Source organism: Roseicyclus salinarum, from assembly GCF_029624655.1.
GTDB classification, from domain to species: domain Bacteria; phylum Pseudomonadota; class Alphaproteobacteria; order Rhodobacterales; family Rhodobacteraceae; genus Roseibacterium; species Roseibacterium salinarum.
In genome coordinates, this window is the sequence record NZ_JARRSA010000001.1 from 67,464 (window position 1) to 88,865 (window position 21,402).

Annotated in this window: 25 protein-coding genes; 11 read left to right on the top strand and 14 right to left on the bottom strand. The window is 68.1% G+C overall.

What is annotated here, in order from left to right; all coding sequences use genetic code 11:
• Positions 1-27: 27 nt before the first annotated feature.
• On the top strand, positions 28-372 hold the full coding sequence (locus P6F26_RS00350) for an Hpt domain-containing protein (RefSeq protein ID WP_278026639.1): 345 nt from the start codon (positions 28-30) through the stop codon (positions 370-372).
• On the opposite strand, the gene ilvA is transcribed toward P6F26_RS00350, so the two are convergent.
• Positions 369-1,616, bottom strand: coding sequence for a threonine ammonia-lyase IlvA (gene ilvA / locus P6F26_RS00355; protein WP_278026640.1), 1,248 nt, complete (start codon positions 1,614-1,616; stop codon positions 369-371). The genes P6F26_RS00350 and ilvA overlap by 4 nt on opposite strands.
• A 39-nt stretch (positions 1,617-1,655) precedes the next feature.
• On the bottom strand, positions 1,656-2,453 hold the full coding sequence (locus P6F26_RS00360; RefSeq protein WP_278026641.1) for a hypothetical protein: 798 nt from the start codon (positions 2,451-2,453) through the stop codon (positions 1,656-1,658).
• An 82-nt stretch (positions 2,454-2,535) separates the two neighbouring features.
• Here P6F26_RS00360 and P6F26_RS00365 point away from each other — a divergent pair, with 82 nt between their 5' ends.
• A complete protein-coding gene (locus P6F26_RS00365; RefSeq protein WP_278026642.1) occupies positions 2,536-3,753 on the top strand; it encodes an argininosuccinate synthase in 1,218 nt (405 codons plus the stop codon).
• A 57-nt stretch (positions 3,754-3,810) separates the two neighbouring features.
• On the opposite strand, the gene P6F26_RS00370 is transcribed toward P6F26_RS00365, so the two are convergent.
• The 3 genes from P6F26_RS00370 to ilvD all read right to left on the bottom strand — a co-directional run bounded on the left by P6F26_RS00370 (position 3,811) and on the right by ilvD (position 6,992).
• Positions 3,811-4,476: a DUF6478 family protein gene (locus tag P6F26_RS00370; RefSeq protein ID WP_278026643.1), complete on the bottom strand. Its 666-nt coding sequence runs from the start codon at positions 4,474-4,476 to the stop codon at positions 3,811-3,813.
• A gap of 70 nt (positions 4,477-4,546) precedes the next feature.
• The gene (locus P6F26_RS00375; RefSeq protein ID WP_278026644.1) at positions 4,547-5,278 is read right to left on the bottom strand and encodes a hypothetical protein; all 732 of its coding nucleotides are present in this window, start codon (positions 5,276-5,278) and stop codon (positions 4,547-4,549) included.
• Positions 5,259-6,992, bottom strand: coding sequence for a dihydroxy-acid dehydratase (ilvD, locus tag P6F26_RS00380; RefSeq protein WP_278026645.1), 1,734 nt, complete (start codon positions 6,990-6,992; stop codon positions 5,259-5,261). Before ilvD ends, P6F26_RS00375 begins: the two co-directional genes overlap by 20 nt.
• A 192-nt stretch (positions 6,993-7,184) precedes the next feature.
• On the opposite strand from ilvD, the gene P6F26_RS00385 reads away from it, so the two are divergent.
• From P6F26_RS00385 to P6F26_RS00405, 5 genes are all read left to right on the top strand, one after another.
• Entirely contained in the window at positions 7,185-8,084 is a 900-nt protein-coding gene (locus P6F26_RS00385; RefSeq protein WP_278026646.1) for a CPBP family intramembrane glutamic endopeptidase, read from the top strand.
• 88 nt (positions 8,085-8,172) lie between these two features.
• Positions 8,173-9,120 (top strand): acetyl-CoA carboxylase, carboxyltransferase subunit beta, encoded by a 948-nt coding sequence (accD, locus tag P6F26_RS00390; protein WP_278026647.1) that lies wholly within the window; start codon positions 8,173-8,175, stop codon positions 9,118-9,120.
• A gap of 32 nt (positions 9,121-9,152) precedes the next feature.
• Positions 9,153-10,391, top strand: a complete 1,239-nt coding sequence (locus P6F26_RS00395; RefSeq protein WP_430736706.1) for a bifunctional folylpolyglutamate synthase/dihydrofolate synthase — start codon at positions 9,153-9,155, stop codon at positions 10,389-10,391.
• A gap of 54 nt (positions 10,392-10,445) precedes the next feature.
• Positions 10,446-10,967 (top strand): hypothetical protein, encoded by a 522-nt coding sequence (locus tag P6F26_RS00400; RefSeq protein WP_278026649.1) that lies wholly within the window; start codon positions 10,446-10,448, stop codon positions 10,965-10,967.
• A 158-nt stretch (positions 10,968-11,125) separates the two neighbouring features.
• Positions 11,126-11,980, top strand: a complete 855-nt coding sequence (locus P6F26_RS00405; RefSeq protein ID WP_278026650.1) for a DUF4394 domain-containing protein — start codon at positions 11,126-11,128, stop codon at positions 11,978-11,980.
• A 36-nt stretch (positions 11,981-12,016) separates the two neighbouring features.
• Here the strand turns inward: P6F26_RS00405 and zapE are convergent, their stop codons facing one another.
• From zapE to P6F26_RS00430, 5 genes are all read right to left on the bottom strand, one after another.
• The gene (zapE, locus tag P6F26_RS00410; RefSeq protein ID WP_278026651.1) at positions 12,017-13,108 is read right to left on the bottom strand and encodes a cell division protein ZapE; all 1,092 of its coding nucleotides are present in this window, start codon (positions 13,106-13,108) and stop codon (positions 12,017-12,019) included.
• Positions 13,109-13,258: 150 nt separating this feature from the next.
• Complete coding sequence (locus P6F26_RS00415) at positions 13,259-14,176, bottom strand: ornithine cyclodeaminase family protein (RefSeq protein WP_278026652.1); 918 nt, start codon at positions 14,174-14,176, stop codon at positions 13,259-13,261.
• Positions 14,173-14,805, bottom strand: a complete 633-nt coding sequence (locus P6F26_RS00420; RefSeq protein ID WP_278026653.1) for an HAD family hydrolase — start codon at positions 14,803-14,805, stop codon at positions 14,173-14,175. Before P6F26_RS00420 ends, P6F26_RS00415 begins: the two co-directional genes overlap by 4 nt.
• A complete protein-coding gene (gene fghA, locus P6F26_RS00425) occupies positions 14,802-15,641 on the bottom strand; it encodes an S-formylglutathione hydrolase (RefSeq protein WP_278026654.1) in 840 nt (279 codons plus the stop codon). Before fghA ends, P6F26_RS00420 begins: the two co-directional genes overlap by 4 nt.
• 74 nt (positions 15,642-15,715) lie before the next feature.
• Complete coding sequence (locus P6F26_RS00430; protein ID WP_278026655.1) at positions 15,716-16,666, bottom strand: AEC family transporter; 951 nt, start codon at positions 16,664-16,666, stop codon at positions 15,716-15,718.
• Positions 16,667-16,799: 133 nt separating this feature from the next.
• Between P6F26_RS00430 and P6F26_RS00435 the strand changes: the two genes are divergently transcribed.
• The gene (locus tag P6F26_RS00435) at positions 16,800-17,420 is read left to right on the top strand and encodes a TetR/AcrR family transcriptional regulator (RefSeq protein ID WP_278026656.1); all 621 of its coding nucleotides are present in this window, start codon (positions 16,800-16,802) and stop codon (positions 17,418-17,420) included.
• Positions 17,421-17,583: 163 nt separating this feature from the next.
• On the opposite strand, the gene P6F26_RS00440 is transcribed toward P6F26_RS00435, so the two are convergent.
• Genes P6F26_RS00440 through P6F26_RS00455 form a run of 4 tightly spaced genes read right to left on the bottom strand, consistent with a single transcriptional unit; the run spans position 17,584 to position 20,346 of the window.
• Positions 17,584-18,303 (bottom strand): NYN domain-containing protein, encoded by a 720-nt coding sequence (locus P6F26_RS00440; protein WP_278026657.1) that lies wholly within the window; start codon positions 18,301-18,303, stop codon positions 17,584-17,586.
• Positions 18,293-18,715 carry a hypothetical protein gene (locus P6F26_RS00445; RefSeq protein ID WP_278026658.1) on the bottom strand — a complete coding sequence of 141 codons (423 nt, stop codon included), beginning with the start codon at positions 18,713-18,715 and terminating at the stop codon, positions 18,293-18,295. The genes P6F26_RS00440 and P6F26_RS00445 overlap by 11 nt, the downstream gene beginning before the upstream one ends.
• Positions 18,705-19,211 (bottom strand): GNAT family N-acetyltransferase, encoded by a 507-nt coding sequence (locus P6F26_RS00450; RefSeq protein WP_278026659.1) that lies wholly within the window; start codon positions 19,209-19,211, stop codon positions 18,705-18,707. The genes P6F26_RS00445 and P6F26_RS00450 overlap by 11 nt, the downstream gene beginning before the upstream one ends.
• A 22-nt stretch (positions 19,212-19,233) precedes the next feature.
• The gene (locus tag P6F26_RS00455; RefSeq protein WP_278026660.1) at positions 19,234-20,346 is read right to left on the bottom strand and encodes an S-(hydroxymethyl)glutathione dehydrogenase/class III alcohol dehydrogenase; all 1,113 of its coding nucleotides are present in this window, start codon (positions 20,344-20,346) and stop codon (positions 19,234-19,236) included.
• 81 nt (positions 20,347-20,427) lie between these two features.
• On the opposite strand from P6F26_RS00455, the gene P6F26_RS00460 reads away from it, so the two are divergent.
• The 3 genes from P6F26_RS00460 (at position 20,428) to rimP (ending at position 21,399) form a co-directional block, all read left to right on the top strand.
• The gene (locus tag P6F26_RS00460; RefSeq protein WP_278026661.1) at positions 20,428-20,571 is read left to right on the top strand and encodes a hypothetical protein; all 144 of its coding nucleotides are present in this window, start codon (positions 20,428-20,430) and stop codon (positions 20,569-20,571) included.
• A 3-nt stretch (positions 20,572-20,574) separates the two neighbouring features.
• Positions 20,575-20,700: an I78 family peptidase inhibitor gene (locus P6F26_RS19665; protein ID WP_430736707.1), complete on the top strand. Its 126-nt coding sequence runs from the start codon at positions 20,575-20,577 to the stop codon at positions 20,698-20,700.
• Between the two features lie 123 nt (positions 20,701-20,823).
• Positions 20,824-21,399, top strand: a complete 576-nt coding sequence (gene rimP / locus P6F26_RS00465; RefSeq protein ID WP_278026662.1) for a ribosome maturation factor RimP — start codon at positions 20,824-20,826, stop codon at positions 21,397-21,399.
• Positions 21,400-21,402 lie beyond the last annotated feature (3 nt).

Here is a 21,402-nt window from a genome sequence, read left to right on the forward strand (position 1 = left end):
TCCTCCCCAGAAAAGGGGACGCCGCACATGAAATTCATCGACTGGGACCGCCTGATGTCGCTCCGGCACGACATCGGGGAAGAGGATTTCGCCGACGTCGCGTTCGTCTTCTTCTCGGAGATGGACGGAAAGCTGTTGGAACTTCTAGAGGACCCGACGCGGAGGACGGCGGACGATTTCCATTTCCTGCGCGGAAGCGCCGCCAATCTCGGCTTCGTCGCCATGGCGGAGGCCTGCGAAACCGCCGAGGCCGCGTGCCGCGAAGGACGGGTGCCCGACCTCGACGACGTGACAGGATCCTTCCGGGGCGCGCTGGCCGAAGTCCAGCCGCGCTTGCCCGAGCTTGACGGGGCCTCGGCCTTCGCCGCCTAGATCAGGAACTCGGCCAGAAGCTCGTCCTCGGTGATGTCGCGAAACGCGAAGCCGCGCTCGGCGATCCGCTCGAAAAGGCGCGGGAAGGTCGCGGCGTCCTTCGTCTCGATCCCGATCAGAACCGAACCGAAGTTCCGCGCGGACTTCTTGAGATATTCGAATCGCGCGATGTCGTCGTCCGGCCCCATCAGCTCGAGGAAATCCCTCAGGGCGCCAGGCCGCTGCGGCAGGCGCAGGATGAAGTATTTCTTCAGGCCCCTGTAGCGCATCGCGCGTTCCTTGACCTCGGGAAGACGCTCGAAGTCGAAGTTGCCGCCCGTGGTGACACAGACGACACGGCGGCCCCGGATCCGGTCGGCGATCTCGGGCAGCACATCGATCGACATCGCGCCCGCGGGCTCCAGCACGACCCCCTCGTGGTTCAGCATCTCCTGGATCGTGACGCAGATCCGGTTCTCGGGCGCGAGGTGAAGCGAGGCGGGATCGACATCCTTCAACGCCTCGAAGGTCAGGTCGCCGATGCGCGCGACCGCGGCTCCGTCCACGAAGGAGTCCGTGATCGGGACCTCGACGGGCGCGCCGGCCTCCAGCGCCGCCTTGAGGCTGGGACCGCCGCAGGGTTCCACCAGCACGATCTCGACATTTGCGCCGAGCGCGGAAAGGTACCGGCGCATCCCCGCCGAAAGGCCGCCACCGCCCACGGGCAGGACCAGCACGTCCGGCGCGCCCCCGAGCTGCTGCATCATCTCGACCGCGACCGAGGCCTGCCCCTCGATCACGTGCGCATCGTCGAACGGCGGCAGGAAATGCGCGTCCGCCTCGGCGCAATGGGCCTTTGCCGCCGCGAGCGTCTGGTCGAAGAAGTCGCCGACGAGGCGGATGTCGACATGCTCGCCGCCGAAGACGCGGGTCTTGTCGATCTTCTGCGCAGGCGTTGTGACGGGCATGAAAATCGTGCCGCGCACGCCGAAATGCGCGCAGGCGAAGGCCACGCCCTGCGCATGGTTGCCCGCGCTGGCGCACACGAAGCTGGCCTGGCCGGGCGCCGCCGCCAACCGCTTGCGCATGGCGTTGAACGCGCCGCGGATCTTGTAGGACCGCACGGGCGACAGATCCTCGCGCTTCAGCCAGATGTCCGCACCGTGGCGTTCGGACAGGAAGGCGTTGCGCTGCAGCGGCGTGGGCGGGAAAAGCTCGCGCAGGGCCTGTGCGGCGGCGCGGGCGGCGTCGGCGAAATCGGTCATGTCCTCGCCCTGCCGCAAGCCGCAGCCGCTGTCCAGCCGTCAGTTGAGCTGCCGCCCCTCGATCAGGTTGCCGTAGAGCGTGGTCATCAGCGCGAGGTTCACGAGGATCTGGATCCACGACACGAAGCCGTTGAGGATCTGGCCAGGCACGCTCAGCACCACCTGGTCCTGGGCCTGGCCGAACGCCTCGACCGTCACCGTCTGCCCGAACAGAAGCATGATGACCTGCCCGGCAAGGCCCACGGCCAGCGCCACGACGACCAGGGGAAGCAGGATCTGGCTGGAGACCGGGCGCGTCGCGGCCCAGCTTTCCGACAATGTCATCCTCTCGCCGATCGCCGCAGCCGGCAGGACGAGTCCGATGCGCGTCGCGATCCACGACGCCCCAAGCACCAGTCCGATGCCGAGGACGAGCGCGAAGGTCGTGGACTGCGTCAGCCCCACGACGAGCGCGATCACCAATCCGCCGCCGATCACGGCGAGGACGACCGCGAGGCCGACGAGGAAGGCGCGGCCGAGATAGGCCGTGATCCGGCCCCAGCGCCATTGCGGAAGAAAGCCGTTGCCGGTCTCTTCGAGAAGCACGTAGCGATGCCAGCCCACGGCGGCCCAGCAATAGGCGACGACCGCCACGCCGAGAAGAACGAGCCCCGCAAGAACCCCGCCGCCCGCAGCCGCGGGATCCTGCATCCCCCCGCCCGTCATCGCGCCCACGCCCAGGAGCACGAAGCCGATGTAGGGCGCGAGAAACAGCAGAAGCGTCAATTGGGCTGCCTGCCTGAGATTGCCGAAAACCTGCTGCACGACATGGCGCAGCAACTGATACCCGTAATCCATCGCACTCTCCGCTCGCTTGCCCCGCCTCTGAAAACCCGGTATCGCCCGCGCGGTCAACGACAAACCCCGACGGAGCCCTGCCATGTCCGCACCAAAGAAGGTCGTTCTCGCCTATTCCGGCGGCCTCGACACCTCGATCATCCTGAAGTGGCTGCAGACCGAGTACGGATGCGAGGTGGTGACCTTCACCGCCGACCTCGGCCAGGGCGAAGAGCTGGAGCCCGCCCGCGCCAAGGCCGAGATGATGGGCGCGAGCGACATCTACATCGAGGACTTGCGCGAAGAGTTCGTCCGCGATTTCGTGTTCCCGATGTTCCGTGCGAACGCGCTCTACGAGGGGCTGTATCTTCTGGGCACGTCGATCGCGCGCCCGCTGATCTCCAAGCGGCTGATCGAGATCGCCGCCGAGACCGGTGCCGACGCGATCTCGCACGGTGCGACGGGCAAGGGCAACGACCAGGTGCGCTTCGAGCTGTCGGCCTATGCGCTGAACCCCGAAATCAAGGTCATCGCGCCGTGGCGGGAATGGGACCTGACGAGCCGCACGAAGCTTCTGGAATTCGCCGAGAAGAACCAGATCCCGATCGCGAAGGACAAGCGTGGCGAGGCGCCGTTCAGCGTGGACGCGAACCTCCTGCACACGTCGTCCGAGGGCAAGGTCCTCGAAGATCCCGCGCAGGAGGCGCCGGATTACGTCTACCAGCGCACCGTCGATCCCGAGGCCGCGCCCGACACGCCGGAATTCGTCGAGATCACCTTCGAGAAGGGCGACGCCGTCGCGATCAACGGGCACGAGATGTCGCCCGCCGCGATCCTGACCAACCTCAACGAGCTTGGCGGGCGTCACGGCGTCGGCCGCCTCGACCTCGTGGAAAACCGCTTCGTCGGCATGAAGTCTCGGGGGATCTACGAGACGCCCGGCGGCACCATCCTGCTGGAGGCGCATCGCGGTATCGAGCAGATCACGCTGGACAGCGGCGCCGGGCACCTGAAGGACTCGATCATGCCGCGCTACGCCGAGCTGATCTACAACGGCTTCTGGTTCAGCCCCGAGCGCGAGATGCTGCAGGCGCTGATCGACAAGAGCCAGGAACACGTCAGCGGCACGGTACGCGTGAAGCTGTTCAAGGGGTCGGCCCGCACCGTCGCGCGCTGGTCGGATCACAGCCTGTATTCCGAGGCGCACGTCACCTTCGAGGAAGACGCGGGCGCCTACGACCAGACCGACGCGCAGGGGTTCATCCAGCTCAACGCGCTGCGGCTGAAACTGCTGGCGGCCCGGAAGCGGCGGACCTCGTAAGGCCCGGCGCCCTCGAAACGGCGGCGCGCGGGCTATCGCCCCGCGCCCCGGCGGCGTTCAGACATCGGCCCGCAGCGCCCGCAGGACGATCACGTCCCGGAACGTGATGCGCGTCGTCGCGGGTCGCTCGATGATGATGTCGAGCCAGGCTTTCTCGATCCGGCGTTCGTTGATCTGGGCATGGCCGAGGTCGAATTCCGCCACGCCGGCCTCGCCCTCGAAATCGACATGGCGCACCAGTTGCTCGGTGTTGGGTCCGTGCCGGATGTTGAGCCTTGCATAGACCTCGATCGGGCGGTCCCGCGCCATGCGGATGTGAAGCGCGACGTAGTGGTCGAGCGTCAGGTCCGCCACGGCCTCGTCCGGCAGATCGTGCACGAGAGACACGAAACTTCCGTCGAACGCGCGCACGTCGAGGCATATCTCGAACGGCGCGGCGCCGTCATTCGCGGGCGCCTGCCTCAGGCTCAGGTCGGGCTGGGTGGCGTCATGGTGAAGCGTGACGCCACCCGCCAAGTGCGTCGGGGACGGCGGCGCCGGCAGGTCCCGCGTCTCCATCGCCTCGCGCCATGGCGCAGGCCGTGAAATCCACTCGCACTGAACATCCGGAAGGAGGTGCGGCGCGTCGATCGCGCCGGGGGCCCCGGCCTTCCCCGCTGGAGGCCGCGTGCCGCGCAGGGCGCGGCGAAGCCTCCCGAGGATGCTTGCCATGTCCCGTCCCATCGGCTTGCACCTCCTGTTGCGGCCAGATCCGCATTGCCGCGCCGCGTTGCGGCTGACCGGCCTTCGACGTCTAATCGACGAACCGTCGGAAGAAGCCACTGAAGACACCGCCGCGCGGGCGGGCCGTATAGGCGGCGGGATCTTCCTCGGGCAGGGCGGACGTCGCCTCGGGGGCGATGTTGGCCGCCCGCACCGATTGCGCGAATGCCCCGAGAACCGCGAGGCTTTCCTCCGCCGTCACGCCCCGATCCTCCAGCGCGAAGACCGACAGCGTGGCGATTCGCGGGCCGAGGTCGAAATAGGCGCGCCAGTAGTCGTCGCTGACGCCCGGCATCGCGCCGGGGCTCGCGTCGCTGGCGTGCAGCAGGAAGACATCGCCGTCGGTCCGCGTGTCGATCACCGTGACCGAGGCGGCATCCTGCGACCGGCTCAGAAGCCGGCGACCATCCTCGGACCGGAAATAGGTGTCGAGGTCGGCGACGCTTTCGGAAATGGAACCGGCGTCGGAGGCCTCGGAAATCGCGGCGCTCAGGACGACGGGACTTTCGGGCTGGTCGGCCCGGCGCGAGTTGGAGATCGCCGCGCAATTGCCGAGCAGGACGAAAGCCGTGTCGCCCTCGGCCCGCGTCGCCGTCTCGTCCACGCAGAACCCGTGCGGCCCCGAGATCACGACGAGATCGGATGTCACGACCGCCTCGGCCGGCGCGCCGCCCGTGCCGCCTCCGCCTACGCAGGCGGCGAGCAGCGTCAGGGGCAGGATCGCCGGGCCGAGGCGGATCAGCTCAGATATCCGCGTAGACATGCTTCTCGGCGGTGCCGCCGGGATGCGTGACGGCGCCGTAGCGCGCGTCGCCCACGAGCTGGGCGTATTTCCACAGCGCGCCGGTGGCGTAGATCGTCTCGCGCGGGCCGGCCCAGTCCTTGCGGCGGGCCTCGAGCTCCTCGTCGGAGACCGCGACGGACAGTTCGCCCGTGATCGCGTCGATGGTGATCAGGTCGCCGTCCTTCAGAAGGCCGATTGGCCCGCCCACGGCCGCCTCGGGGCCGACATGCCCCACGCAGAAGCCCCGCGTCGCGCCCGAGAAGCGCCCGTCGGTGATAAGAGCGACCTTCTTGCCCATGCCCTGACCCGAAAGCGCCGAGGTGGTGGCCAGCATCTCGCGCATCCCCGGACCGCCCTTGGGCCCCTCGTTGCGGATCACGATGACCTCGCCTTCCTTGTAGGAGCGGCTCTTGACCGCCTCGAAGGCGTCCTCCTCGCATTCGAAGACGCGTGCGGGCCCGGTGAAGACCTGGTTCTCGGGCGCGATGCCCGCGACCTTCACGATGGCCCCGTCGGGCGCGAGGTTGCCCTCCAGGCCGACGACGCCGCCCGTCTCGGTGATCGGGCTCGCCGCGGGATAGATCACGCGGCCGTCGGCTTCGCGCTCGATCAGGTCCAGCTCCTCGCCCATCGTGCGGCCCGTGGCGGTCATGCAGTCCTCGTGCACGAGGCCGATCTTGCGCAGCTCCTTCATGACGACGGGCACGCCGCCCGCCTCGTAGAGGTCCTTGGCCACGAACTGGCCACCGGGCTTCATGTCCACGAAATAGGGCGTGTCGTGGAAGATGTCGCAGACGTCGAAAAGGTCGAACTCGATCCCCGCCTCGTGCGCGATGGCCGGCAGGTGCAGGCCCGCGTTGGTCGAGCCGCCGGTGCAGGCGACGACGCGCGCGGCGTTCTCGAGGCTTTTGCGGGTGACGACGTCGCGGGCGCGGATGCCCTTTTCCAGAAGGGCCATGACGGCCTCGCCGGACGCGACGCCATACTGGTCGCGGCTTTCGTAGGGCGCGGGCGCGCCGGAGGAGTTCGGCAGCGCGAGGCCGATCGCCTCGGAGACGCAGGCCATCGTGTTCGCGGTGAACTGGCCGCCGCAGGCGCCCGCCGAGGGGCAGGCCACGCGCTCGATCACGGCGAGAGCCTCGTCGCTGAGGTTGCCGGCCTGGTGCTGGCCCACGGCCTCGAAGACGTCCTGAACGGTGATGTCCCGGCCGTCCAGCCGGCCCGGAAGGATCGAGCCGCCGTAGATGAACACCGACGGCACGTTGAGGCGGACCATCGCCATCATCATGCCGGGCAGGGACTTGTCGCAGCCGGCAAGGCCAACGATCGCATCGTAGCAATGCCCGCGCATCGTCAGCTCGACCGTGTCGGCGATGGCATCGCGCGAGGCCAGCGACGAGCGCATCCCCTCATGGCCCATCGCGATACCGTCGGTCACGGTGATCGTCGTGAATTCGCGCGGGGTGCCGTTCGCGTGCTTGACGCCCAGCTTCACCGACTGCGCCTGGCGGGACAGGGCGATGTTGCACGGCGCGGCCTCGTTCCAGCAGGTCGCCACGCCGACGAAGGGCTGGTGGATCTCTTCGTCCGACAGCCCCATGGCGTAGAAATACGACCTGTGCGGCGCGCGCGACGGCCCCTCCGTCACATGCCGGCTGGGCAGTTTCGCCTTGTCCACCTTGCCTTTCAGCATCGTCGTCTCCCTCCTGGACCATGGCCGGCGCGCAGGCGCGCGGGCGTCGGCCACCGGAATAGACGGCGGCCGGGGCCGAGACAAGCCACGAGACGGCCGCCTGCGGACCGCGTGGGGAGGCCCTGCGAGATGGACGGACGGGCGCCAACCGACTAGAGTTCCGAAAAACGACAGATCGAGCAGGCAGGCCCGATGCAGTATCAGCCACATGCGCCCTTCGTGGCGCCGGCGCGCGCCCGGCCGCAGTTGTGGCGGCTGGCCCTTGGTCTCGTGCTGACGGCGGCGATCTACGGCATCGGCATCGCCGCGGTGTTCCTTCTCGTCGTCGCCTGGAGCGGCATGGACGGCGCGCAGCGCTGGATGCAGGAACTTTCGACGACGTCCGGGCCGACCGGAACGCTGCTTCTGCTGGCGACCTTCGCGGGAATGGCCCTTGGCCCGATGGCCGCGGCAAGGCTTCTGCACCGGCGCAAGGTCTCGAGCCTGTTCGGTCCGCTTCGGCGTCTCTGGCGGCAGTTCCTGCTGGCCCTGGCCATCTGCACGGGCTTCTACGCGGTGACGGCCCTGATACCGACCCCCGCCATGACCCCGCTGCCCAACCTCGAGCTGACGCTGTGGGCAAGCTTCCTTCCGCTCGCGCTGGTCGGCGTGCTGATCCAGACCGGCGCCGAGGAGGTGCTCTTCCGCGGCTACATGCAGCAGCAGCTCGCCGCCCGCTTCGCTTCACCCATCGCGTGGATGGTGCTGCCATCCGCGATCTTCGCGGCCCTGCACTACCAGCCCGACATCATGGGCGACAACACGTGGCTGATGATGGCCGCGGTGTTCGTCTTCGCGGTCCTCGCCGCCGACCTCACGGCCGCCACGGGCAGCATCGGCGCCGCATGGGGGCTTCATTTCGCCAACAACGCGCTTGCGATCCTCGTTGTGGCGACGGACGGACCGCTGTCGGGCCTCGCGCTTTTCGTCGCGCCGGTCTCGCCATCGTCCGAGGACATCAGGCCGCTGTTCTATCTCGACATCGCGACGACGATCGCGCTCTGGGCGGCCGTGCGCTTCGCCGTGACCCGTCCGGGCCTGCGCCGCCGGTGAGCGGAAGGCGCGGATCGTTCCCGCGATTGCATTCCCCGACCGCGACGCCTATTTCGAGCCCGATGCCGTCCGCCCGAGAGCCGTCCGAATGAACTGGATCACCAACTACGTCCGCCCCCGGATCAACTCGATCTTCTCGCGCCGCGAGATGCCCGAGAATCTGTGGACCAAGTGCGACGCCTGCGGGACGATGCTGTTTCACCGCGAGTTGAGCGAGGCGCTGAACGTCTGCACGAGTTGCGGACACCACATGCCGATCAGCCCGCGTCTGCGGTTCGAGGCCCTGTTCGACGCCGGCCTCTTCACCGAGGTGCCCGTACCCGCGCCGATGGACGATCCGCTGCGCTTCCGCGATCAGAAACGCTATCCCGACCGCCTTCGCGCGGCCCAGAGATCGACCGGCGAGGCCGAGGCGATGCTGGTCGCCGAAGGCGAGATCGGCCGCACCCCCATCGTCGCGGCGGCGCAGGATTTCTCGTTCATGGCCGGGTCGATGGGGATGTATGTCGGAAACGCCATCGTCGCCGCCGCGGAACGCGCGGTGACGCTGAAACGGCCGCTGATCCTGTTCTCGGCCGCGGGCGGCGCCCGGATGCAGGAGGGGATCCTGTCACTGATGCAGATGCCGCGCACGACCGTCGCGGTGCAGATGCTGCGCGAGGCGGGCCTTCCCTACATCGTCGTTCTGACCCATCCGACGACGGGCGGCGTGACCGCGTCCTACGCGATGCTGGGCGACGTCCAGATCGCCGAGCCGGGCGCGCTGATCTGTTTCGCCGGGCCTCGCGTGATCGAGCAGACGATCCGCGAAAAGCTGCCCGAAGGCTTCCAGCGGGCCGAATACCTGCTGGATCACGGGATGCTCGACCGCGTGACGCATCGAAGCCAACTGCGCGACGAGCTTATCCGCATCACGCGCATGATGATGGGCATGACCCCGGCCGTGATGGGCGACCTGCCCGCGCCCGAACAGCCGGACGACGCCGCCCCCGCCACCCCCGTGGGCGACGGCGCGAAGGAGCAAGGCGGCACGTGACCGGCCAGACATCCGACGTCCTCCTCGAACGGATGATGTCGCTCCACCCGAAGTTGATCGACCTCACGCTCGACCGCATGTGGCGCATCCTTGGCGCGCTCGACCACCCCGAGCGCCGCCTTCCACCCGTGATCCATGTCGCCGGCACGAACGGCAAGGGCTCGACCGTGGCGATGATCCGCGCCGGCCTCGAGGGGTCGGGCCACGCCGTCCATGCCTACACGTCGCCGCATCTCGTCCGCTTCCACGAGCGCATCCGCCTCCGTGGTGATCTTATAGAAGAACGCGCGCTGTCGGATATCCTCGACCGGTGCCTCGCCGCGAACGGTCCCGACGCGATCACGTATTTCGAGATCACCACCGCCGCAGCCTTCGTCGCATTCGCCGAGACGAAGGCAGACTTCGCGTTACTCGAGGTCGGGCTCGGCGGACGGCTCGACGCGACCAACGTTCTCGAGACTCCGCGCCTCACGATCATCACGCCGGTGGACATGGACCACCAGCAGTTCCTCGGCGACACGCTGCCCCGGATCGCGGCCGAGAAGGCCGGGATCATCAAGCGGGGCGTCCCTGTCGTGGTCGGCCGTCAGCAGGACGCGGCGCTCGAGGTGATCGAGGCGCAGGCGGCCCGGATGGGCGCACCGGTCCTCGCGCACGGACAGCACTGGCACGTCTGGGAGGAACGCGGACGCCTCGTCTTCCAGGACGAAACCGGGCTTCTGGACCTTCCGCTTCCCGCGCTGCCGGGCCGCCACCAGGTCGAGAACGCCGGCATGGCCCTTGCCGCGCTTCGCGCCCTCGGCCAGCAGGAAGAGGCCTGCGAGGCCGCGATGCGCGGCGTCGCGTGGCCGGCGCGGATGCAGCGCCTGCGCCATGGCCCGCTCGTCGAGGCCGGGCCGCAAGCCGAGTTCTGGCTCGACGGCGGGCACAACCCGCACGCCGCGCGCGCCATCTCCGAGCTGATCCGCGGGCTTCCCCCGCGCCCCACGCACCTGATCTGCGGAATGCTGAACACCAAGGACGTCACCGGCTACATGCACCCATTCGCGGGCATCGCGGAAAGGTTGTGGGCCGTATCCATCCCCGGCCAGTCCGCGACGCTTGCCGCCGCGCAGACGGCGGCTGCCGCCGGAGCCGCCGGGATCGAGGCCGCGGAGGCCGCGTCCCCCGCCGAAGCCGTCCGCGAGATCGTCCGCGCCACGCCCGCCGCGCGCATCGTGATCTGCGGCTCGCTCTACCTCGCCGGCGAGATCCTGCGCGAGAACGGATAGGCGGAACGCGCCCCCGGTCTTGACCCGGCGCGCCGGCGCGCCGACATTGACACCATGCGCACCCTCCCGCTCGCCACCGTCCTCCTAGTCCTGTCGGCCGGCGCAGCCGTTCCCTCGGACACCGCGAGGTTCCAGTTCTGCTGGATCGGAGCCGGCGGATATACCATGGAGGGCGTCATCGGCTTCCCCGCAGAGCTTCTGGGCACGGGGATCATCACACAGGCCGACGTGACCGAATTCGCCATCCGGGGCTACCTCGACGGGATGTCCGTAGGGTCGTGGACCATGGCCGACCGCACCACCGAGACAAGCTGGACGCTGTTCTTCGACACCCGCTCGGTCGCATTTCCCATGGGCGGCCACTTCCTCGAACAGTCCTACCAGGAATGGAACGCCAACGGGCAGGTGGACGATTGCGGCAAGCCGGGCTTCGGCTTCAACGGCGGCAACTGGGCGCAGGATTTCTGCATCGACAACGTCTGGATCGAGGAAAGCTCCATCGACCCCGACACGCCCCTGCCCGCCTATCCGATGGACCAGCCGATGCGCTGCGAGGCGGTGTTGCAGCTCAGCTGACACACCGGAAAGCTGCCGCCCCAGGATCGTCCGTGCCCCGCCGGGGCGCCGAATTTGCGAAAGCCCTGAAACTTTCCGCCGTGCTTCTCCGTGACTGCACCGACGCCGCGATCCGCGCGGCGCCGATCGTGAAACGACAGCAGCAGGAAGGACACATCATGGCATTCCGTCATCTCCCCGCATTCATGGCCGCGGCCCTCGCCGCGGGGCCCGCACTCGCCGCCCATGAAGGCACGACAGGCTACATCCTCTCCGGTGACGGCGCGACGCTGACCGTCATGCCCGACATCGCCACCCCTGAAGACGTCACCACCCACAGCCTCGACATGGCCCTGAGCGCCATCGCCTGGCGTCCCGTCACCGGCACGCTCATCGGCATCGCGGACGGCGCGCTCTATCTCATCGACCCGATGACCGGCGCGATGACCGATCTCGACGCCAGCTTCGCCGAGGACGCGATGATCTCCGGCGGCGCTATGACGGGCCTCGACTTCAACAACGCGATCGACGCGGTCAGGGCGGTGTCGTCCGCCGGCGAGAACCTCGTCTACTTTCCCGAGGGCTTCGGCGACGCCGACGAACGCGCAGGCAGCGTCCTGCGCTTCACCGACCTCGCCTATGCCGAGGGCGACGCGAATGCAGGCGCCGACCCGATGATCTTCGCCAATGCCTACAGCAATGCCATATCGGGCATGAAGGCATCGGAAACGGCGCAATACGCCCTCGACGCCGGCACCGACGCGCTTGTGACGCTCGCCAACAATGCCGGCACGCTGGCGACGATCGGGCCGGTCACGCTGGACGGCACCGCCCTCGACCTGTCGGGCATGGGCGGCTTCGACATCGTCTCGCCCGAGGAAGGGACCAACCGCGCCTTCGCGGTCCTGCAGGCGGAAGGCGCGGACAGTGCCGGGCTCTACCTGATCGACCTTGGAACCGGCGCGGCGACGATGCTCTCCGATCTCGGAATGGGCGGCGTCACCGGCTTCGCGGCGTCCCTCGGCGGCATGTGAGACCGGGCGGGCGGCCCGCGCTGCGCGGTCGCCCGTTCACGCCTCCGCGTCCCGCTTGCCGCCCCAGTCCGCGCCCTGCATCTCGCGCAGGCGGCTTGCGGTGCGCGCGAACTCGAAACTCCCCTCGCCCTCGACGTAAAGCTTCTCGGGCTCCGCCGCGGCCGAGCAGATCAGCCGCACGTGACCCTCGTAGAGCGCGTCGATCAGCGTCACGAAGCGCCGCGCCTCGTTGAACCGCGTCGAATCCAGCTGCGGAACATCCTCGAGCACCAGAAGCTTCACGGCCCCCGTCAACGCAAGGTAGTCCGCCGGCCCCAGCGGCTGTCCGCACAGGTCCCAGAACGTGCACCGCGCCATGCCCGCCCAGTAGCGCGGAAGGTGCACCTGCCGGCCCTTGACCTCCAGCACCAGCTCCTCCTCCCGCCCGTGCGTCAGATCGCGCCAGATCTCGTTCAGGGCACGATTGGCGGCCCGGTCGAGCGGCGTGAAATAGACAGGGTTCCCGGCAAGGCGGTCCTGCCGGTAATCCGTCATCGCCTCGAGGTGGTCGACCTCCAGCCTCTCTTCCAGCAGGGCGATGAACGGCACGAAGATGTCCCGGTTCAGCCCGTCCTTGTAAAGATCGCGCGGCGGCCGGTTCGACGTCGTCACGACGACGACGCCCGCCGCGAACAGCCTCTCGAACAAGCGCCCCACGATCATCGCGTCGGCGATGTCGGTGATCTGCATCTCGTCGAAGCACAAGAGCCTGACTTTCGCGGAAATCGCCTCCGCCACCGGCCGGATCGCGTCATCCACGCCGGTCTTGCGCGCCTCGTGCAGCGCGGCCTGGATCTCCTGCATGAAGGCATGGAAATGGACGCGGCGCTTGGCCTCGATGCCGACATGCGCGAAGAACAGGTCCATCAGCATGGATTTCCCGCGCCCGACGCCCCCCCAGAGATAGAGACCTTGCGTTCCGGCAGGCTCGGCGCGGCGGAAACGCGCAAGGAGCCCCCTGCGCTCAGGCGTCTCCAACCGCTCGCGCAACTCCTCCAGCCGCAGCAGGGCTGCACGCTGCACCGGGTCGGGACGCAGCATCCCCTCGGCGACGCGGGTGTCGTAGATCGCTTGCAGGTGTTGACCCATGGGCAGTTCCTAGCGCCAATCGCGCGCGGACCGCCACCTCGAATTGCGGCGTCGCGCCCCCGGTCTTCCCCTTCATCTTTAAATACGCCGGGGAGCGCGAGGGGCAGCGCCCCTCGCACGGATCGCCGCCGGCAGGCGGGGAAAACCCCGTCAGGCCCCCGCCACGACCTTCAGGATATGGCGCGCGCACATCAGGTCCAGATGCGCCCCCCCGCCGTTCTTGAAGACGGTGATCTCGTCGGCACTCCTCCGGGCGAAACGGCCGTCCGGCAGATCGTAGAAATCCGCCAGAATGTCGTCCTTCCGGATCGTGCCCGCCTCGAGCGGGATCTGCACTTCGCCGATGTGCCCGACCGTGGTGTGCCGCGCATCGACGAAAAGGCGCCCACGCCGCAGCACGTCGTCGTCGGCCTCGCGCATGTCCGGCCGGTAGGCCCCGATCAGGTCCACATGCGTTCCCGGCTTCAGCCATTCGCCCCGCAGGACAGGGTCCGTGGACATGGTGGCGCAGGTGACGATGTCTGCCGCGCCGACCGCCGCACCGAGGTCGGTGGCCACCTCCATTCCCTCGAATTCCGCCGCAAGGCGCTCCGCCGAAGCCCGCGTACGGTTCCACACGACGAAGCGCGCCTGCGGGAATGCGGCTCCATAGGCCTCGCGCAGGCTTCGCGCCACGGTCCCGGCTCCCACGATCAGGATCGTGCCGCTGTCGGGCCGCGCCAGCTTCCGCGCCGCCAGAAGGCTGTCGCCGGCCGTCTTCCACTTGGTCACGAGGTGGAAGTCGAGGATCGCCTCCAGGCCTCCGTCTGCGTCGGAATAGAGCGAGACGCCTCCGTTGATCGTCGGCGCGCCCCGCGCGGCGTTGCCCGGAAAGATCGTCGCCGTCTTCACCAGGAGGCCCATCCCGTCAATCCACGCGGACCGGCTCAAGGCCGTGTCGTCCCGCCGATAGAGGAACGTGTCCCCGATCTCGGCCCTCGCCAGCCGGTGCCCCGCCTCCAGCGCGTCGGTCAGCGCCAGCCAGTCGAGCCGCACCTCGGCCTCGGGTCCTACAATCGTCACCTTCATGCCGCAGCCTCCGTTCCGGTCAGGACGCCCTTCGCCACCAGTGTCTCGGCCCAGCCCTCCGGTCCTTCGAAAAGATGCGCCTGCCAGCCGCGTGCCCGCGCAGCGTCGATGTTGTCCGTCCGGTCGTCGGTGAACAGAAGTCTCTCCGCGGGGACGCCGCACTCCGCCTCCACCCTCTCGTAGATCCGGACATCCGGCTTGATGACGCCCATATGCCCCGAGACGAAGGCGCGGTCGAACTCGTTCAGGAAGTCGTATTGCGTCTGCGCGTAGGCGAAGCTCTCGATGCCGAAATTCGTCAGCGCGAAGACCGGAACGCCCTTCGCCCGAAGCGCCCGCAACAACTTGACCGAATGCGGGATCGCGGGCGTCGCCAGCTCGATCCAGCTGTCATGCCAGTCACGGATCTCGGCGCGCCACTCCGGGTGGGCCTCCGCCGTCTCGTAGATCACGGACCGGAATCCCTCGCCCATGTCCACACGGTCGTTCATTCCGTGCAGGTCCACCTCAGCGAACAACGCCTTGCGGCGCGCCTCGCCTATGACGCGGTCATAGTAGCGCTCGGGGCGCCACTCGATCAGGACGTTGCCGATGTCGAAGACGACGGCCTCCACCCGGCCGGCGCTCATGCCTCCGCCCCGTACATCGCCTCGGCGTGGAAGGTCACATGGTCCTCCATGAAGCTCGCCACGAAGAAGTAGGAATGATCGTAGCCCGGCTGCATCCGCATCATGCCATTCTGCCGCCGCGCGACCATGGCCTCGGCCAGCGCCTCGGTCTTCAGCAGGTCGCCGAACTGGTCCGCGGTGCCGGTATCGATCAGGACCGGCCCGGGAAAGCCCCGCTCCCGCATCAGGACGGTCGCGTCATGCGGCTCCCACAGGGCGGTGTTCTCGCCGAGATACGCACCGAACTGCTTGCGGCCCCAGTCGCTCTCCATCGGGTTGCAGATCGGCGAGAAGGCGGAAACGCTCGCGAAACGGTCCGGGAAGGACATCGCGATCGTAAGCGCGCCATGGCCGCCCATCGAATGGCCGGTGATCGCCTGCCGCGCTTCGTCGAGCGGGAAGCGCGCGAACAGCACGCGCGGCAGCTCCTCGGTGACGTAGTCCCACATCTGGAAATGCTCGGCCCAGGGGTCCTGCGTGGCGTTGACGTAGAACCCCGCACCCTGCCCGAGGTCGAAGGCCGCGTCGTCGGGCACGCCCGGCCCCCTGGGCGACGTGTCGGGAAAGACCAGCGCGATTCCCTGCTCCGCCGCCCAGAGTTGAGCGCCGGCCTTCACCATGGCGTTCTCATGCGTGCAGGTCAGGCCCGAGAGGTACCAAAGGACCGGCACCGGACCCGCCTCGCCTTCCGACGGCATGAACAGGCCGAAGGTCATCTCCGTGCCGGTCGCGTCCGAGTGGTGCCGGTAGACGCCCTGCGTCCCGCCGAAGCACCGGTTCTCCGAGATCGTGTCCATGATCGTCTCCCTCAAGGCCCGCCACATCGGTAGCGCGCGCCCCACGCGGGCCGCAACCCGTCACGCGCCGGACCTCAAGGCCCGACGCCGATCCCCGCGATGCCGGCCACCCAGGCGATCACCGCCGATACGGTCAGGACCGAGACCGCCGTGGAGATCAGGATCGACGCCGAGACCCTCTGCGGCGCGACGCCGTAGTGCTGCGCCAGGATGTAGACGTTCCCCGCCACCGGAAGCGAGGCGGCCGCGATCATCACCGCCGCGCTGAACGTGTCGACGGGGAACAGCACCAGTGCCGCAAGGGCGACCGCCGCGGGGTGCAGGACCAGCTTGCAGAAGCTCAGCCACCCGGCCACCGACAGCCGCTCGGCCGACTTTCCGGCCAGCGACGCGCCGATGGCGAAAAGCGCGCCTGGCGTCGCCGCAGCCCCGAGGATGGCGAGAAATTCGTTCACCGGCCCCGGCACGTCCCATCCCGTCGCCGACCAGCCGAGGCCCAGCAGGATCGACATGATCATCGGGTTCTTCAAAAGACCGAGGCCCACGTTGCGAAGCGTCGAGATCCTGACCCGCCCCTCGCGGCTCCCGGTCACGAGGATCACGATCAGCGACGAGAACACCACGAGGTCGATCGCCAGCACCATCAGGACAGGGCCCGCGGCCGCCTCGCCCATGAGCACCACCAGCATCGGCACGCCGAGGAAGCCCGTGTTCCCGATCACCGCGCATTGCGCCTCGACCGCCGCCTCCGCCACCGGCCGTCCCCTCAGCATCGCCACCCCCGTCGCGAGGAGGTAGACGACGAAGCAACCCCACAGATAGGCGGCCACGAACCACCAGTCGAAGATCTCGGCGAGCGACAGGTTCGCGGCGAACCGGAACAGCATCGCCGACAGCGCGAAGTAGAAGACGAACTTCGTCAGGTAGGCGGCCGCCTCGGCCGTGAAGAAGCCGGTCCGGCAGGCCTGGAAGCCGAGGGCGATCAGCGCGAAGAACGGCAGGGTCTTTAGGAAGATCTCGAGCATCGTGCACGTTCGCTACGCCGCAGCGCGGACGGTGTCCAGCCGTCCCGCCGCCGCGCACCCCCGCCCTCGCGCCCGAAAGGCTTGCCGAAACTGAACCGGTTGGTTTACATTGGGGCGGCAACGGGGGAGCGGGATGAACGCGGAAGCTCGGATCAGGAAGGGCCGCAAATACGACCAGGTGGTCGAAGGCGCCAAGGCGGTCTTCCTGCGCGAGGGCTTCGAAGGCGCAAGCGTCGACGAGATCGCCCGCGATGCCGGCGTCTCAAAGGCGACCCTCTACAGCTACTTCCCCGACAAGCAGCACCTTTTCCTCGCCGTCCTCGAGACCGAATGCGCCCAGCAGGCCGAGGTCGAGATCCTGCTCGTGGGCAACGAGACCACGGTCGAAGAGACGCTGAGGATCATCTGCAAGACGCTGATCACCTTCTTCCTGTCGCGCTTCGGGCAGGACATGTTCCGCGTCTGCGTGGCCGAAGCCCAGCGCTTCCCCGAGCTTGGACGAACCTTTTACGACAGCGGCCCCAAGAAATGGTCGCGCAACATCGCGCAATATCTCGACAGCCCAAGGGCGCGCGCGGTGCTCGAGATCGAGGACAGCCTCCTCGCCGCCGACCAACTCGCCCAGCTCTGTCGCGCCGACCTCATGCTGAAGGTCCTTTTCGGCATCGAGAAGGATCCGCCCGAGGCCGAGGTCGACCGCGTCGCCGAGGAGGCCGTCAAGACCTTCCTCGCCCGCTACCGTCGCGCAGGCTGACGCTCCGGCATCGACGTGGCCGCGACGCGGGTCCCCGTTTCATCCTTGCCGAAAACTCCGGGGGTCCGGGGGCAGCGCCCCCGCAGGCGCGGCCGAGCGGCTCCCGGAACGGGGGCCCGAGACCGCGCCTTTCGCTCTCGCCGCCACGGGCGGCGAAACCCCCTCAGTCGATGCGCCGCACCAGAAGCTGGTTTCCCTGTCCGCGCTTCACCTCGAGCGTCTTGAGGCTCTGAACGAGGTCGGACAGTTTCCGCTTGCCGTAGGTGCGCGTGTCGAAATCCGGGTTCGCGGTCGTCAGGTACTGGCCGATCTGGCCCAGCGAATACCAGTCGTCCTCCTGCTCGATCCCCTCCATCGCCCGATAGAGAAGATCGCGCGCCTCGTGCATCGGGCGCTTCTCGACGCCCCTCTCGGGATCCTCGGCGCGCTCGTCCTTGTCGTCGCTTCCGATGATGTTCTCGATGAAGATGAACCGCTTGCAGGCCTTTCGGAAGGCCTCGGGCGTCTTCTGCTGGCCGATCCCGTAGACCTCCAGCCCCTGCTCCCGGATGCGGCTCGCCAGCCGGGTGAAGTCGCTGTCGGAACTCACCAGAACGAAGCCGTCGAACCGGCCCGTATGCATCAGGTCCATCGCGTCGATCACCAGCGCGATGTCCGAGGCGTTCTTGCCGACGGTGTTGGCGGGCTGGTGGTGCGGCACGATGCCGAACTCGGCCTGCACGTTCGACCAGCCCTTCATGTGGCTCGACGAGAAATCCCCGTAGATGCGCCGCACGCTCGCCTCTCCGAAGCTCGCGATCTCGTCGAAGATCGCGCGGGCGTGCTTGTGGCTTGTGTTGTCCGCGTCGATCAGAACCGCCAGAAGCGGGGTGTCAGTTGCCATGCTCGAATACCTCCGGCGCCAACGTGTCACAGCTTGCCCGGCCTTGCCAGACCGCCCGAAGCGCTTCGGCCCGCACGGCGTTCGTTCCCGGAATGTAGATCGTCCCGCTCCCGATCCGGTCGCGCGCCGGCGCGTCCAGCATCACGGCGCCGCAGACCATGACCTGCATCCGCGCGCCCGCCGACCCCTCCGTCAGGCCGGCGAGGCCCTCGGACGCCGAAGGCCCGAGCCGCACGAAGATGTCGGTGATCCCGCCGCTTTCGGAAATGTCGATCGAGGTCACCGCCGCCCTCGGCACCTCGAGGGTCGCCGCCCCCGCCACCAGCGTCAGAAGCGGTTCGGCCGACACCGGCAGCGCGCCGACCCCGCCAAGCGCGATCGCCCATGCGAGGGCCGCGCGTCTACCCGCCAACGCCGATGTCCCGCCACATGACCAGCGCATCCACGAGACCCTCCGTTGGATGCCGGAACGCGCCAGGCAAGCGCCCGACGGTGCGGAACCCCGCCCGCGTCCACGTCGCGACGGCCCGCTCGTTCGTCGCCACCACGAAGTTGTACTGCATCGCCCGGAACCCGCGGTCACGCGCCGTGGCGATCGAATGCTTGAGCATCGCGCGGGCGACGCCGAGGCCTCGGGCCGCCTCCGAGGTGACGTAGCCGCAATTGCAGACGTGATCGCCGCCGCCCTCGGCGTTGGGCCTGATATAGTAGGTCCCGACCGCCGCGCCGGCCGCGTCCTCGGCAAGGAACACGGTCTTGCCGGGCGCGCGCCAGTAGGCCAACGCGTCGCCGGGGGCGATGTCGCGCGGCACGGTGTAGGTCTCGCCCGCGCGGAAGACCGGAAGGACCATCGACAGGATCGCAGCATCGTCGCCGGGGCCGGCCTGCCGGATCGCGAGGCCGGTCATCGCGCGGCCTCCGGCCTCCATGTCAGTAGATCACGACCGAACGGATCGATTCGCCCGAATGCATCAACTCGAAGCCCTTGTTGATGTCGTTGAGCGGCATGGTGTGGGTGATCATCGGGTCGATCTCGATCTTGCCGTCCATGTACCAGTCCACGATCTTCGGCACGTCCGTGCGCCCGCGCGCGCCACCGAAGGCCGTGCCGCGCCACGATCGTCCGGTGACGAGCTGGAAGGGCCGCGTCGAGATTTCGGCGCCCGCCGGGGCCACGCCGATGATGATCGACTCGCCCCACCCCTTGTGCGCGGATTCCAGCGCCGCGCGCATCACCTGCACGTTGCCGGTCGCATCGAAGGTGTAGTCGGCCCCACCCTTCGTCAGGTCGACGAGGTAGGGCACGAGGTCCCCCTCGACCTCGGCGGGATTGACGAAATGGGTCATGCCGAAACGCTCGGCCATCGGCTTCTTGCCCGGGTTGAGGTCGACGCCCACGATCTGGTCCGCGCCCGCGAGCCGCAGCCCCTGGATCACGTTCAGACCGATCCCCCCCAGGCCGAACACGATCGCGCGGCAACCGATCTCGGCCTTGGCGGTGTTGATGACCGCGCCGATCCCGGTCGTCACGCCGCAGCCGATGTAGCAGACCTTGTCAAACGGCGCGTCGGGACGGATCTTCGCCAGGGCGATCTCGGGCAGGACCGTGTGGTTCGAGAACGTCGAGCAGCCCATGTAATGCAGGATCGGGTCGCCATCGAGCGTCGAGAACCGCGAGGTTCCGTCAGGCATCACGCCCTGCCCCTGGGTCGACCGGATCGCCTGGCAGAGGTTCGTCTTGGGGTGCAGGCAGTATTCGCATTCACGGCATTCCGGCGTGTAGAGCGGGATGACGTGATCGCCCGGCTTCACGCTCGTCACGCCCTCGCCGACCTCGAGGACGACGCCCGCGCCTTCATGGCCGAGGATCGCGGGAAAAAGGCCCTCGGGATCGGCACCCGTAAGGGTGAAGTCGTCGGTGTGGCAAAGGCCCGTCGCCTTGATCTCCACCAGAACCTCGCCCGCCCTCGGGCCCTCGAGGTTCACCTCCATGATTTCCAGCGGCTTGCCGGCTTGCGTTGCGACGGCGGCACGGGTGCGCATGAACCTTGTCCTCCCTTGGCGGTTGTCGAGACGGGACCATGTGCCAATGCTGGCACATAATCAACGGAGGATGCCATGCCCATGACCCGCCATACCCCGGCCGCCGCGGGCCTCGCGGCCCTTCTGGCGCTGCCCGCCTGCGTCACGCCCACGGGCGATGCGGGCGGCGGATGCGGCGCCGCCGGCTACCGCGATCTCGTCGGGCGCGACCGCTCGGTCGCCTAGGACCTGCGAACCGTTCAGCCCAAGGGCGTCTTCGGACCGGACGAGGCGGTGACGATGGACTACGATCCCGACCGCATCAATTTCGTCATCGGCGAGGATGGCACCATCGCGGACGTGCGCTGCGGGTGACTTGCGCCCCCCGGCGATTCCCCCTATATGCGCTTCAACAGCGGCGCGTCGGGGTCCAAACCCGAGGCTCCACCGGACAAGATCACGGGCCGCTTGGCCCGTTTTTTCGTTTCTGGGAACACCATGTCTGACCTCATCGCCAAGACGTCCATCGACCGGCGCATGGCCGAAATCCTGACCCCCGTGATCGAGGGGATGGGATACGAGGTCGTGCGCATCCGGCTGATGGGCGGGCAGACGAAGACGCTTCAGGTCATGGTCGAGCGTCCCGAGGGCGGGATCGAGGTTGACGAATGCGCCGAGATCTCGGGCGCGATCTCGGCCGTGCTCGACGTCGAGGATCCGCTAGAGGAGGCGTATTCGCTGGAAGTCTCGAGCCCCGGCATCGACCGCCCCCTGACCCGCCTCAAGGATTTCGAGACGTTCGAGGGCCACGAGGCCAGGATCGAGACGACCGAGATGATCGACGGCCGCCGGCGCTTCAAGGGCGTTCTGGCAGGGGTCGAGGACGACGAGGTCCTGATCAACATCGACGAGGGAACCGTGGGCCTGCACTTCGACTGGCTCTCGGACGCGAAACTCGTCCTCACCGACGACCTGATCCGTGAGATGCTGCGCGCCCGCAAGGACGCAGGTCTCATCGACGAAACCCAGTTTGACGATATCGAGGAAAGCACCTCGGAGGCGGAGGACACCTAAGAG

Excerpts from the sequence above, each read along its gene's own strand:
- P6F26_RS00350 (WP_278026639.1), top strand. The coding sequence starts at position 28 with ATGAAATTCATCGACTGGGACCGCCTGATGTCGCTCCGGCACGACATC.
- ilvA (WP_278026640.1), bottom strand. The coding sequence starts at position 1,616 with ATGACCGATTTCGCCGACGCCGCCCGCGCCGCCGCACAGGCCCTGCGC.
- P6F26_RS00360 (WP_278026641.1), bottom strand. The coding sequence starts at position 2,453 with ATGGATTACGGGTATCAGTTGCTGCGCCATGTCGTGCAGCAGGTTTTC.
- P6F26_RS00365 (WP_278026642.1), top strand. The coding sequence starts at position 2,536 with ATGTCCGCACCAAAGAAGGTCGTTCTCGCCTATTCCGGCGGCCTCGAC.
- P6F26_RS00370 (WP_278026643.1), bottom strand. The coding sequence starts at position 4,476 with ATGGGACGGGACATGGCAAGCATCCTCGGGAGGCTTCGCCGCGCCCTG.
- P6F26_RS00375 (WP_278026644.1), bottom strand. The coding sequence starts at position 5,278 with ATGTCTACGCGGATATCTGAGCTGATCCGCCTCGGCCCGGCGATCCTG.
- ilvD (WP_278026645.1), bottom strand. The coding sequence starts at position 6,992 with ATGCTGAAAGGCAAGGTGGACAAGGCGAAACTGCCCAGCCGGCATGTG.
- P6F26_RS00385 (WP_278026646.1), top strand. The coding sequence starts at position 7,185 with ATGCAGTATCAGCCACATGCGCCCTTCGTGGCGCCGGCGCGCGCCCGG.
- accD (WP_278026647.1), top strand. The coding sequence starts at position 8,173 with ATGAACTGGATCACCAACTACGTCCGCCCCCGGATCAACTCGATCTTC.
- P6F26_RS00395 (WP_430736706.1), top strand. The coding sequence starts at position 9,153 with ATGATGTCGCTCCACCCGAAGTTGATCGACCTCACGCTCGACCGCATG.
- P6F26_RS00400 (WP_278026649.1), top strand. The coding sequence starts at position 10,446 with ATGCGCACCCTCCCGCTCGCCACCGTCCTCCTAGTCCTGTCGGCCGGC.
- P6F26_RS00405 (WP_278026650.1), top strand. The coding sequence starts at position 11,126 with ATGGCATTCCGTCATCTCCCCGCATTCATGGCCGCGGCCCTCGCCGCG.
- zapE (WP_278026651.1), bottom strand. The coding sequence starts at position 13,108 with ATGGGTCAACACCTGCAAGCGATCTACGACACCCGCGTCGCCGAGGGG.
- P6F26_RS00415 (WP_278026652.1), bottom strand. The coding sequence starts at position 14,176 with ATGAAGGTGACGATTGTAGGACCCGAGGCCGAGGTGCGGCTCGACTGG.
- P6F26_RS00420 (WP_278026653.1), bottom strand. The coding sequence starts at position 14,805 with ATGAGCGCCGGCCGGGTGGAGGCCGTCGTCTTCGACATCGGCAACGTC.
- fghA (WP_278026654.1), bottom strand. The coding sequence starts at position 15,641 with ATGGACACGATCTCGGAGAACCGGTGCTTCGGCGGGACGCAGGGCGTC.
- P6F26_RS00430 (WP_278026655.1), bottom strand. The coding sequence starts at position 16,666 with ATGCTCGAGATCTTCCTAAAGACCCTGCCGTTCTTCGCGCTGATCGCC.
- P6F26_RS00435 (WP_278026656.1), top strand. The coding sequence starts at position 16,800 with ATGAACGCGGAAGCTCGGATCAGGAAGGGCCGCAAATACGACCAGGTG.
- P6F26_RS00440 (WP_278026657.1), bottom strand. The coding sequence starts at position 18,303 with ATGGCAACTGACACCCCGCTTCTGGCGGTTCTGATCGACGCGGACAAC.
- P6F26_RS00450 (WP_278026659.1), bottom strand. The coding sequence starts at position 19,211 with ATGACCGGCCTCGCGATCCGGCAGGCCGGCCCCGGCGACGATGCTGCG.
- P6F26_RS00455 (WP_278026660.1), bottom strand. The coding sequence starts at position 20,346 with ATGCGCACCCGTGCCGCCGTCGCAACGCAAGCCGGCAAGCCGCTGGAA.
- P6F26_RS00460 (WP_278026661.1), top strand. The coding sequence starts at position 20,428 with ATGACCCGCCATACCCCGGCCGCCGCGGGCCTCGCGGCCCTTCTGGCG.
- rimP (WP_278026662.1), top strand. The coding sequence starts at position 20,824 with ATGTCTGACCTCATCGCCAAGACGTCCATCGACCGGCGCATGGCCGAA.